Raw genomic sequence first — 11090 nt, 5'->3', positions numbered from 1 at the left:
TGGTGTTTTGTCGGGGGCGGGGGGGGGGGGGGGGGGGGGGGGGGGGGGCGGGCCAAAAAATCCAACCCCCCCCCCCCCCCCGCTCCCCTGCTCCCCCGCACTGCAAGGAGCTACGATGATGGACACCGATCTAGACCCGGCCGACGTGAGCAACACCTCCAGCGAGGCGACCGAGCGGGCGACGGGCAAGCCGTGGGACGAGTGGATGGCCCTGCTGGACGCGGCCGGCGGGCGGGGGATGACCCACAAGCAACTGGTGGCCTATCTGGCGATGAACCGCGACGTCTCCCCCTGGTGGCAGCAGCAGATCGCCGTGGCCTACGAGAACAGCCGCCGGCTGCGCCAGAAGCACGAGATGGCCGACGGCTACCAGATCAGCCGCAGCCGGACGGTGGCCGCCGCGGCCGCGCGGGTCTACGCCGCCTGGGCCGATGACGCCGAGCGCGCCCGCTGGCTGCCCGACGCCGTCTTCACCGTGCGCACGGCCAGCCCGCCCCGCCGCCTGCGCCTGACCTGGAGCGACGGCAGCATTGTCGAGGTGCAGCTGACCGAGAAAGGCCCGGCGCGGACGCAGGTGACGGTGCAGCAGAACAAGCTGCCCGACGGCGAGACGGCGGAGCGGATGAAGGGGTATTGGGGGACGGCGCTGGGGCGGTTGCAGGACTTTGTCGAAGCGGCGTAGGGGCGCACCTGCGTGTGCGCCCAGTGTGCGCCCAGGGGCAACGTGTGCGTCCTGGGGCAGACACGCAGGTCTGCCCCTACCGTGTTACAGCGGCGCAGAGTAAGGCGGGCTATAATGGGCCTATGTCCGAGGAAGTAACGCAACGCCAGCCCACCGGCCGCGACATCATCGCCCTGGCCCTGGCCCGCGCCCGCCCCGGCGCGGGCAGCAGCGACGCGTTCATGCGCAGGAGGACGGCCGTGCAACACTTTCCCGATCTACGGGCGATTTTGGAGGGGATCGACTGGGTGGTCGTCGGCGCGGTGGCGGCGCGGGCCTACATGCCGGAGCGGGCCACGCAAGACCTGAACATTCTGGTGCGCGCCGCCGACGAGGTGCGGGTCGCCGCCCAGTTGGAGGCGGCAGGTTATGCGAAGGTGGCCGAATTGGGCATCCCCGGCGCGGCCTTCGCCCGCCCCGGCGAGCCGGAAGTGGACGTGCTGTACGGCGATCAGCCCTGGCTGGAAGAGGCGCTGGCCGCCCCGGGACAGGACGCGGCCGGCTTCCCCGTGCTGGCTCTGCCCTATCTGGTGCTGATGAAGCTGGCCGCCGGCCGTGTGCGCGACGTGGCCGACGTGGCGACGATGCTGGGCTGGGCCGACGACGCGGCCCTCGACGCCGTGCGCGACGCCGTCGACCACTATAGCCCGGCTGACGGCGGCGACCTGGAATCGCTCATCTACCTCGGCCGACGCGAACGCGGGATTTGAAGAAGGAATCCACAGATTTCACAGATTACGCAGATTTAAGAGGCTCACGCAAAGAGCGCAAAGAAACGAATTTCCTCTTTGCGCTCTTGGCGCACGTTGCGTACTTGCGTGAGATCTTTTCTGAAAATCTGCGGATTCTTCCCTCGTCACGGCCCGACGGTGATGAGGTCTTTCATCGCCGCAAACTTGGCCTCGCCGATGCCCGGCACGTCCATGATGGCCTCGATGGTCGCGAACGGGCCGTTGGCCTCGCGGTGGGCGATGATCTTTTCGGCCGTCGCCGGGCCGACGCCGGGTAGCATCTCCAGGTCGGCCTGCGTGGCCGTGTTGATGTTGATCAGCCCGCCAACCGTCACGCCGCCCATGCGCACCGCCGGCTGCGTCGGCGCGGGCGCGCTGACGACCGGCGGCGTAGCCAGGCTCTCCCCCAATACCGGCACGTAGACCTGCATCCCGTCGACCGCGGCCTGGGCCAGGTTGACGGCCACCGTGTCAGCGTCCGGCGCAAAGCCCCCGGCGGCGCGGACGGCGTCGTCGAGGATGCTGCCCGGCGGCAGTTCGTACACCGCCGGGTGCATCACCGCCCCGCTAACGTAGACGCGCAGCGGGCCGGGCGTGGCCGTGGGGGCGGGGGTGAGTGTGGGCGGGACGGTCGCGGTGGGCGGCGGCGGGGTGATGCCGATGGCCGCCGGCGGCGGCGTCCCCCCACCCCGCAGCGCCGCCAGGCCATAGCCGCCCGCTACCAGCAGCGCGGCCAGCGCCGCCAGGCCGACCAGGAGTGGCCGACTGAGCTTCATGGTAGCTCCCTCCAGAGGAGGCGGGGGAGCAGGGGAGCGGGGAAGCGGGGGAGAAAGAGCCGGTCAAACTGACTCTTTTTCACCCCTGCTCCCCTGCTCCCCCGCTCCCTTGCGCTCCAAATGGCGCACTACTGGCGCCTAGCTTTTAATACAGCAGATCGATAAACGTCGCCGCCTCCATCACGCCGAAGTAGCGGTTCAAGTCTACGTCGGCCAGGGCGGCGGTCAGGCGCTCGCGGTCGTAGGGCACGCCGATGAGGTGCGCCTCCAGCTCGACCACGTCGTGCCGGCCGCTGAAGTCGCCGAAAAGCTTGATGGCCCGGATGCGCCCCGCGTCCACGTCGATGCGCGCGTCCACCTTGCCGATGGGAAAGCGCGCGCTCTTCTGCACGTTGAACTGCGGCGAGCGGCCGTAGTTCCAACTCCACTGCCGGTAGCGCTCGTCGGCGATGGCCTCGATGCGCCGCCAGTCGTCCTCGCCCAGATCGTAGGTTGGGATGGGGCCGTCGCCGAAGATGCCGCGCAGCAGCGCGGCCTGCAAGTCGCCAATGGTCATGTCGCGCGGCAGCAGCTCGCGGATGTTGGCGACGAAACTGCGCACGGAGTGGACGGCCTTCGACTCGATGTGCACCCGGCGCGGGTTGATGGCCCGCAGCATCTCGCCCAGGTCGAGGTCGAAGAGCAGCGTGCCATGGCTGAACATGCGCGTCGTCGTGGCGTACTGGGCGTTGCCGGAGATTTTGCGCCCCTCCACGAACAGGTCGCTCCGCCCGCGCAACTCGGCCGGCACGCCCAACTCGCGCAGCACGCGCACCACCGGCTCGGTGAACTTGGCGAAGTTGTGCAGGTCTTCCTTGCCATGGGTGACGAAGCTGAAGTTGAGGTTGCCCAGGTCGTGGTAGACCGCGCCACCGCCCGACAGCCGCCGCACCACGTGGATGTGGTGGGCCTTCACGTAATCGGGATCGATCTCCTCGATGGTGTTCTGGTTGCGGCCGATGATGACCGACGGCTCGTTGATGTAGAACAGCAGCAGCGGCTCCTCACTGTCGACGTGGCGCAGCAGATACTCCTCGAACGCCAGGTTGAGCCGGGGATCGTGGATGCCCTTGTTATCGACGAACCGCATAACGCTCTATCCTATCACGCCAGCGGGAAGACGGCGACGAGAAGCCAGCCGAAAAACAGGGCGTTGCCGATGGCGTAGCTCCACGGCCGGTGGATGACCGCGCCGGCGATGCTCATCACCGCCAGGATGACCGGGATGACCGGCATCAGCAGGACGATGAAGCCCACGCCGGGGCTGACCGTCGCCAGCAGCCCCAGCCCGGCGACGATGACCACCATCTGAAACAGCCACCAGCCGGCGCGGCCCATGAGCGAACTGCCCTGCTGGGCCAAGCCGGCGGCCAATAGCCACGGCAGCGCGGCCAGGGCCAGCAGGGGCCAGCGCGCCAATCGGGCCGGGATGAGCAGCCAGGGAATCCACACGAACTGGGCCATCAGCCCGAAGGCGACCGTCAGCGCCGCGAAGAGGGCCAGCCCCCACAGCAGGTCGCGCCCGCCCGGCCGGGGGACGCGGAAGCCAGCCAGCAGCCAGACCAACCCCAGGACGGCGAACCACAGTCCCAACACGCCGCCGACGAGCATGCCGCCCAACTGCCCGATGTCGGCCAGCCGCCCCAGCGTGGCGACGAGCATCGTGGCTGCCAGCACACCCAGCGGCAGACCAAGCCAGCGCCACCGGCGGCGGCCAGCCGCCGCCGGCGCATCCCCTACCGGCAAGAGCGGCGCCGCGGCCAGCATCAACAGCAACCAGCCGCCGAGATGCGCCGCATACCACAGGACGCGGCGGTCGGGCGCGGCTGTCTGCGGCGGCCGGCCGAACGTCCGGTTCAGCCAGTCGAGCGCCGCCTGGTGGCTGTCGCCGCTGAAGAGGATGGTGATGTGCTCGACGCGGGGAATGGTGATCAAGGCCCGCCCGCGCCCGCCGGCCAGGTCGTCGTTCGCGCCGCCGGCCGCGGCCAGCAGCGCCCAGGCGTTGTCCAGAAAGCGCGGCTCCAGCGAGCCGGCTATCAGCAGCAGGTTGCGCGGTCGTTCCGGCGAGACGCCGGCCCCGGTGGGCGAGACGGCGACCGTGGCGGCGTAGCGCTCGCCGTGGACGATCCCCGCCTGCATGACCGCGCCGCTGCCCATCGAGTGGCCGAGCAGGGCGATGCGCGCCGGGTCTACCTCCGGCTGGGCGGCCAGCATGGCGTAAGCCGCGTCCAGGTTGCGCTGGAGGCCGCCGCCCGACTGGTCAAGTACGCCGGCGGCCGAGCCGTGGCCGTCGAAGTCGAGCAGCATGACGCCATAGCCGGCGCGGGCCAGGACGTGGCCGAAGCCGAGCATGAACTGGCTGGAGCCAGAGAAGCCGTGGGCGACGACGACGCCAGGCGCGCCGGTCGCGCCTTCCGGGGCCAGGAAGTGCAGCGGCGTGCCCCCCTCGCCGGCCAGACGGCGGCTGACCAGCCCGCGCCGGGCGGCCAGCACTTGCGTCCAAGCGAGCAGGATGATGAGCAGGGCCAGCGCGATCAGGCCCAAGCGGGCGGGAGCGAGGCGAGCCGAGGCGCGTGAGGGCGACGGGTGGAGGATGGGAGGGCTGACTGACATACCATCAATCATAAGTAGAATGCGCGTTCGTGTCCACTCGTAGCGCAGCCTGTCAGGCGGCCTCCGCGCCACAGCCTGACAGGCTGTGCTACGCAGGTCTGGCCGGATATGGTATCCTTCTATCTGTGACTGCGCGGACAAAATCCACCTGGATGCTCTATGGCGCATACGGTTTCACGGGCCGGCTGCTGGTGGCCGAGGCAGTGCGGCGCGGCCACCGGCCGGTGCTGGTCGGGCGCAACGCGGCCAAGCTGGCGACGCTGGGAGCGCAGTACGATCTCGATTGGCTGGCGCTTGATCTGGACTACGCCGAGCGGCTGAACAAAACGGTCGAGCGCTTCAAGCTCGTCTTCCACGCCGCCGGGCCCTTCATCCACACCAGCGAACCGATGATCCGCGCCTGCCTGGTGGGCAAGACCCACTACGTGGACATCACCGGCGAGATTCCCGTCTACGAGAACACCTTTGCCCACCACGCCGAGGCCGAAGCGCGCGGCGTGGCGCTCCTGTCGGGCGCGGGCTACGACATCGTGCCGAGCGACTGCCTGGCGCGTTACGTGGCCGACCAACTCCCCGGCGCGACGCGGTTGGAGACGGCTGTGGTGGCGCTGAGCAACGTCACGTCCGGCACGGTGAAGTCGGGGCTGGTCAACATGCACGATTACCTGGGCGGCAGCCTGACGCGGCGCGACGGCCGCCTGACGCCGCTGCCGTTGGGCGCGGGGCGGCGCAAGGTGCGCTTCAGCGACGGCCGGGAACGGACGGTGACGCCCTTCCCCTGGGGCGATCTGGTCACGGCCTACCACACGACCGGCATCCCCACCATCACCAGCTATCTGGCGCTGCCGCCCGTGCCGGGGCTGCGGCTGTTCGGCGGGCCGGCGTCGCGGGTGCTGGGGCTGCCGGTGGTGCAACGGCTGGCCGCCCGCGCCGCCACACTGACCTTCGAGGGGCCGGATGAAGAGGCGATGCGCAAGGGGCGCACCTATCTCTGGGCGCGGGCCGCGGCCGACGACGGGCGCGCGGCCGAGGCGTGGCTGGAGACGGGCGAGGTCTACCGCTTTACGGCGATGGCCGGCGTGCGCGTCGTGGAGCGGCTGCTGGCGGCGCGTACGCGGGGCGCGCCGGCGCTGAGCGGGGCGCTGACGCCGGCCGGGGCGTTTGGGGCCGATTTCGTGCTGGACATCGAGGGCGTGCGGCGGTTTGACGCGCTGCCCACTCGCCGTCTGTCGGGGCGGGTTTCAGACCCGCCCCTACAACGGAACTGCGGGTGCGCGGGCGGGTTGGAAAACCCGCCCTACAACTCCGGCGCGCCGCCGATGACGACGACGTACTCCCCGCGCGGCTCCTGCGCCTCGAAGTGGGCGATCAACTCCGACAGCGGCCCGCGCCGCACCGACTCGAACAGCTTGGTCAGTTCGTTGGCCACGGCCGCCGGCCGGTCGCCGTAGACGGCCAGCGCGTCGGCCAGGAAGTCGCGCAGGCGGTGGGGGGACTCGTAAAAGATGAGCGTGTGGGGCGAGTCGCGGTCGATTTCCAGGAAGGCGCGCCGCTTGCCGCTCTTGCGCGGCGGGAAACCGCGGAAGGTGAAGGCGTGCGACGGCAGGCCGGACAGGACGAGGGCCATGATCAGCGCCGCCGGACCGGGCAGCATGGTCACCGGCAAATCGAGTTCAACCGCCCGGCGCACCAACGTGAAGCCGGGGTCGGCCACGCCCGGCGTGCCGGCATTGGAGACGACGGCCACCGACTGCCCCGCCTCCACCAGCGCCATGATCCGCCGCCCGGCCTGCTCCTCATTGTGCTCGTGGAAGGCGATCTGCGGCTTCTTGATGTCGAAGTGCTTGAGCAGCAGCCCCGTCTTGCGCGTGTCCTCACTGGCGACGTAGTCCACCTCGCGCAGCACCTCCAGCGCGCGCAGGGTGATGTCGCCGAGGTTGCCGATGGGCGTCGCGACCAGGTAGAGCATCGGCCGTCACTGAGGCGGACGGCCTAGCGGGCCTCCAGCCACTCCATCGCCGCGCCCAACTGGCGCATCGTCTCCACAAAGCCGGGGAAGCTGTCGGCCATGCAGTCCGCGTCGTGGACGAGCGTCGGCTCGTCGGCGGCCAGCCCGGCCACAACCAGGGCCATCCCCAGACGGTGATCGTCGTGGGTGTCCACGCTGGCCCCGCGCAGGCGGCGCGGCCCATGGACGGTGAAGCCGTCGGGGTGCTCGTCCAGTTCCACGCCCAGCCGGCGCAGTTCGCCGGCCAGCACGGCGATGCGGTCGACCTCCTTGACGCGCAACTCAGCCGCATCGCGGACGGTGCTGGCCCCGGCGGCCTGGGTGGCGGCCACGGCCCAGACGGGGAACTCGTCAATGGCCCTCACGACGGTCGGCCCGGCCACGTCCACGGCGTGCAGCTCGTTGTAACCCACGGTCAAATCGGCGATCAACTCGCCGCCGGTCACCTGCTGGTTGGCGATCTTCACGTTCGCGCCCATCTGGCGCAGGATTTCCAGCAGGCCGGTGCGCGTCTCGTTGACGCCGACGCCCCGGATGGTGATATTCGAGTGGGGGACAATCGTCGCCGCCACCAGCGGGAAGGCGGCGGACGAGAAGTCGCCCGGCACAGTCATGTCGAGCGGCAGCAGCCGCCGGCCGCCAAAGGGAGCCTCGCTGAGCGTCACCCAGCCGTCCTGCATGGTCACCACCGCGCCCATCGCCATCAGCATCCGCTCGGTGTGGTCGCGCGCCGGGCCGGGCTGGTAGACGCGCACGGCGTCGTCGGTGTAGAGGCCGGCCAGCAGGAGGGCGCTCTTGACCTGGGCGCTGGCGACGCGCAAAGGATACTCGATGCCGTGCAGCGGGGCCGGCCGGATGTGCAACGGGGCGTGGCCGTCCTCGGAGCGGATGTCGGCCCCCATGCGTTGCAGCGGCTCGGTCACGCGGGTCATCGGCCGCGCCCGCAGTTGCTCGCTGCCATCCAGCATCGACGGGAACGACTGGCCGCACATCAGGCCGGCCATCAGGCGGATGGCTGTGCCGGCGTTGCGGCAGTTGAGCGGCCCGGCCGGGCGGCGCAGGCCGCGCAGGCCGCGCCCCTCCACGCGCAAATCCCAGGCGTGGGGCGCGCGCTCGTTGACCTCGATAGCGATGCCCAGGGCGCGCACCGCCTCCAGCGTCGCCAGCGTGTCGCCGGCTGGCAGCCAGTTGCGGATGGTGCTGACGCCCTCGGCCAGCGCCGCCAGCAGGACGGCCCGGTGGCTGATGGATTTATCGCCCGGCACGGCGACCGCGCCGCCCAGAGGCGTGGTTTGAGAATGGACGAGCAGTTTGCGAGAAGCAGTCATTGGGCTTTGGCTAGATGGCTTTGCGCCGGGTTTGGGCCATGTGCGGCACGGTGTCGGCGATGGTGTTGGGGCCCTTCACGCGGACGCGCCGGTGCTGCGTTCGCTGCCGGACGCCGTCCGGCACGTGGCGCGGGTCGAGGCGCGCTACCGGCGGCCGGCCGGCCGCTTGCGCCTGCGCCAGGGCGTGGTGGATGAACAGCACGTTGTGACGGCGCAGAAAGGCGTCCCCGCCCTGCCCGTCTGCGGCGCGGGCCGCGTCCAGCTTGTCCCGCAGGTCGGCGATCTCCTCCGGCGGGATGTAGGCCGAGAGGGCGAAGAACTCATGGTGGTCGTGCACCGGCACGGGCCGGCCCAGCAGCAGTGAGCCGAGCGGCGCGTTGCCGTGCCCGGACGGCTCGAACACGTCAAGCTCCTGTCCGGAGACGAACTCCTTGACGCGCAACGTCTGCCGATCATAGCCGGCCAACTCGTAGCCGCTCATCGGCGGCGCGTCCACCCACTGGTCGAGCAACTCGCCCCGCGGCGACGGCAGGCCCGCCCCCTTCTCGCTCCGGTAAAGCTCGACGATGCGCCCGCCGGTCGAGGGCAAGATGTAGTCGAAGGCGAACCAGTCCAGGAAGCGCTCAGCCTCGGACTCGCTCATCAGGGGCAGCGTCTCGGCCGTGTACAGCCCGTTCCAGTAGTGGGCCGCGGCCTCACCCGCCTCGGCGTCGAAGCGCTCCTCGTCGGCGAAGTCGAACAGGTCCGCGCGCAACTCGCGGGCGGCGTCGGCCCAGGCGCGCTGCTCCCGTTCGGCGGCCAGGTCGGCAGCCATGTGGCACTGCTTGTACTTCTTGCCGCTCCCGCAGTAGCAGGGTTCGTTACGGCCGGGTTTGTCCATAGCACTCACTCCGTCAGCCCGGTTACCACTTGTCTGGGGCCGGGCGCAAAATCAGACCGAATTGTAGCAGAATCGCACGCAGATGACGCGGATGACGCGGATTTTCGCCGATAAGAGAAGCTACTGTTTCTTATCAGCGAAAATCCGCCTAATCAGCGTTATCAGCGTCCCATCCTCCCGCATGCCGTGCGGCAATCGCCTGCCGGAACTGGGCGATGACGTCGTCGAGGCTGGCCCCCGGCCCGAACACGGCGGCCACGCCCATCTCGCGCAGCCGTGGCACGTCCTCATCCGGGATGATGCCGCCCAGGAAGACCGGCACGTCGGTCATCTCGTTCTCGGCCAGTAGCTCCATGATGCGCCCCATCAGCGGCATGTGCGCCCCGGAAAGGATGCTCAGGCCGATGGCGTCCACGTCCTCTTGCAACGCGGCCTCGACCACCATCTCCGGCGTTTGGCGCAGGCCGGTGTAGATCACTTCCATGCCGGCGTCGCGCAGGGCGCGGGCCGTCACCTTGGCCCCGCGGTCGTGGCCGTCCAGGCCTGGCTTGCCGATGAGGACGCGCGGACGATGCTCGCTCATGTGTCACTCTCCCTACTTGTTTTTCAGGTGCAACCCACTTCGGAAAGTGGGTCGCACCTGATGGCCGCCCCAATCCACCGGCGGATATGTCGGCGCAAAATTGTGTTTCTCCAGCAGCGGATCGGCCGCGCCGGCCGCCGGGCGGATGTCCGGGTGGCGGAACAGCCCGGCGATCTCCTCGACGCACAGCCGCCCCTTCGGCGTCAGCCGGATCAGGTCGCCATCGAGCGTGACCAGGTCGTGACGTTGCAACTGCTCAAAGGTGGCCGCGAATTGCTCCAGCGGACTCCTATTATAGGCGCTCCGGAACAAGCTACCATCGATAAACGGATCGTTCTTCAGGGAGAACATCATGTCGCGGTGGAAAGACTCATCGGGGCTAAGCCGCCGGCCCCGCCACAGCGGCGAGCGCCCTGCGGTCACGCGCCGTTCGTACTCGCCCAGGTCGAAGACGTTGCACAGTTGGGCGCCGCCGTAGTAGCCATAAGCGCCGGGGCCAATGGGCAGCGTCGCCGCGGCCGAGGGCAGCTGCTCCGGCCGGAACGCGGTCGGATCGCCGGCCTCCCGCGTCCAGAAGTCGTTGGGCAGCTCGCCGTAGCCCTGCCCCTCCAGGTAAAGCTGGGCCATCAGGTGTTGCGTCTGGATGTGACGGTGCGACGGCAATTCCACCGCGCCGCGCGATACCCGCGCGTGCAGCCCCGTCCCGCGATCCACGAAGAGAAAGTAGGTGGAGATCGAATCGGGTGCGAAGCCGGCTGCGCTGGTCAACGTCGCCTCCCAACTGGCAAGTGACTGCCCCGGCAGACCGTACATCAGGTCGAGGTTGACCAGGAAACCCTCGGCCCGCAGCAGGGCCATCGCCTCAGCCATGAAGCCAGCGGCGTGCCGGCGCTTGGTCGCCCGCAGCAGGTCGTCATCCGACACCTGGTAGCCGACGCTGACCCGGTTGAGGCCATGCCGCCGCAGGATGCCCAGGAAGTGGCGCGCGGCGGCCTCGTCGGCGAAGAACTCCGGGTGTAGCTCCAGCGTGCCCAGCGCGGCCGGGTTGAGGTAGCCGCGCTCGCTCAGGAAGTCCAGGAAACTCGCCAGCGCGTCGGGCGGGATGAGGCTGGGCGTGCCGCCGCCGAAGTAGAGGTAGGTGATGTCCAGCGCCGCGCGCCGGGCGTGGAAGTCGAACTCGGCCTTGACCCACTCCAGGTAGCGGGCGATAGCCGCCCGCCGCCGGGGGTTGATGGCGACCAGGTAGTAGCTGCAGAAGTCGCATACGCCAGAGCAGAAGGGAATGTGGACGTAGGCGTTATGGATCATCGCCGGGTAATCGGGCGCGCCGGCCTCGTCCAGCGGGGCCATCTCCGCCAGCGACGGGTAGATGCTCAGGTAGTAGTAGTCGAGGCTGTTGCGCCGCAGGGCG

At 69.6% G+C, this 11090-nt stretch carries 10 protein-coding genes and 1 pseudogene; 3 read left to right on the top strand and 8 right to left on the bottom strand.

Going from position 1 to position 11090, the window contains the following annotated elements; genetic code table 11:
• Positions 1-115 precede the first annotated feature (115 nt).
• A complete protein-coding gene (locus tag ACE3UY_RS11610) occupies positions 116-682 on the top strand; it encodes an SRPBCC domain-containing protein (RefSeq protein ID WP_374687686.1) in 567 nt (188 codons plus the stop codon).
• A 122-nt stretch (positions 683-804) separates the two neighbouring features.
• Complete coding sequence (locus ACE3UY_RS11605; RefSeq protein WP_374687685.1) at positions 805-1431, top strand: hypothetical protein; 627 nt, start codon at positions 805-807, stop codon at positions 1429-1431.
• Between the two features lie 146 nt (positions 1432-1577).
• Here the strand turns inward: ACE3UY_RS11605 and ACE3UY_RS11600 are convergent, their stop codons facing one another.
• The 3 genes from ACE3UY_RS11600 to ACE3UY_RS11590 all read right to left on the bottom strand — a co-directional run bounded on the left by ACE3UY_RS11600 (position 1578) and on the right by ACE3UY_RS11590 (position 4880).
• Positions 1578-2228, bottom strand: a complete 651-nt coding sequence (locus ACE3UY_RS11600; protein ID WP_374687684.1) for a helix-hairpin-helix domain-containing protein — start codon at positions 2226-2228, stop codon at positions 1578-1580.
• A gap of 145 nt (positions 2229-2373) precedes the next feature.
• Complete coding sequence (locus tag ACE3UY_RS11595; RefSeq protein ID WP_374687683.1) at positions 2374-3357, bottom strand: lipoate--protein ligase; 984 nt, start codon at positions 3355-3357, stop codon at positions 2374-2376.
• Positions 3358-3371: 14 nt separating this feature from the next.
• Positions 3372-4880 (bottom strand): alpha/beta hydrolase family protein, encoded by a 1509-nt coding sequence (locus ACE3UY_RS11590; protein ID WP_374687682.1) that lies wholly within the window; start codon positions 4878-4880, stop codon positions 3372-3374.
• Positions 4881-5032: 152 nt separating this feature from the next.
• On the opposite strand from ACE3UY_RS11590, the pseudogene ACE3UY_RS11585 reads away from it, so the two are divergent.
• Positions 5033-5371 (top strand): annotated as a pseudogene (locus tag ACE3UY_RS11585) (saccharopine dehydrogenase NADP-binding domain-containing protein); the annotation flags it as partial.
• Between the two features lie 806 nt (positions 5372-6177).
• Here ACE3UY_RS11585 and rsmI read toward each other — a convergent pair.
• The 5 genes from rsmI to ACE3UY_RS11560 all read right to left on the bottom strand — a co-directional run.
• Positions 6178-6849, bottom strand: coding sequence for a 16S rRNA (cytidine(1402)-2'-O)-methyltransferase (gene rsmI / locus ACE3UY_RS11580; RefSeq protein ID WP_374687681.1), 672 nt, complete (start codon positions 6847-6849; stop codon positions 6178-6180).
• Positions 6850-6872: 23 nt separating this feature from the next.
• Entirely contained in the window at positions 6873-8216 is a 1344-nt protein-coding gene (aroA, locus tag ACE3UY_RS11575) for a 3-phosphoshikimate 1-carboxyvinyltransferase (RefSeq protein ID WP_374687680.1), read from the bottom strand.
• A 10-nt stretch (positions 8217-8226) separates the two neighbouring features.
• Positions 8227-9096 carry a YecA family protein gene (locus ACE3UY_RS11570; protein WP_374687679.1) on the bottom strand — a complete coding sequence of 290 codons (870 nt, stop codon included), beginning with the start codon at positions 9094-9096 and terminating at the stop codon, positions 8227-8229.
• A gap of 148 nt (positions 9097-9244) precedes the next feature.
• A complete protein-coding gene (locus ACE3UY_RS11565) occupies positions 9245-9679 on the bottom strand; it encodes a cobalamin B12-binding domain-containing protein (RefSeq protein WP_374687678.1) in 435 nt (144 codons plus the stop codon).
• Positions 9680-9691: 12 nt separating this feature from the next.
• On the bottom strand, positions 9692-11090 hold a 1399-nt coding region (locus ACE3UY_RS11560), incomplete at its 5' end, for a coproporphyrinogen-III oxidase family protein (RefSeq protein ID WP_374687677.1).

It is taken from the genome of Promineifilum sp. (SeqCode), assembly GCF_041918635.1.
GTDB lineage: Bacteria > Chloroflexota > Anaerolineae > Promineifilales > Promineifilaceae > Promineifilum.
This window is presented reverse-complemented; position numbering and strand designations above follow the sequence as displayed.

Coding starts and splice junctions, on each gene's coding strand:
- ACE3UY_RS11610 (WP_374687686.1), top strand. CDS start 116: ATGATGGACACCGATCTAGACCCGGCCGACGTGAGCAACACCTCCAGC.
- ACE3UY_RS11605 (WP_374687685.1), top strand. CDS start 805: ATGTCCGAGGAAGTAACGCAACGCCAGCCCACCGGCCGCGACATCATC.
- ACE3UY_RS11600 (WP_374687684.1), bottom strand. CDS start 2,228: ATGAAGCTCAGTCGGCCACTCCTGGTCGGCCTGGCGGCGCTGGCCGCG.
- ACE3UY_RS11595 (WP_374687683.1), bottom strand. CDS start 3,357: ATGCGGTTCGTCGATAACAAGGGCATCCACGATCCCCGGCTCAACCTG.
- ACE3UY_RS11590 (WP_374687682.1), bottom strand. CDS start 4,880: ATGTCAGTCAGCCCTCCCATCCTCCACCCGTCGCCCTCACGCGCCTCG.
- rsmI (WP_374687681.1), bottom strand. CDS start 6,849: ATGCTCTACCTGGTCGCGACGCCCATCGGCAACCTCGGCGACATCACC.
- aroA (WP_374687680.1), bottom strand. CDS start 8,216: ATGACTGCTTCTCGCAAACTGCTCGTCCATTCTCAAACCACGCCTCTG.
- ACE3UY_RS11570 (WP_374687679.1), bottom strand. CDS start 9,096: ATGGACAAACCCGGCCGTAACGAACCCTGCTACTGCGGGAGCGGCAAG.
- ACE3UY_RS11565 (WP_374687678.1), bottom strand. CDS start 9,679: ATGAGCGAGCATCGTCCGCGCGTCCTCATCGGCAAGCCAGGCCTGGAC.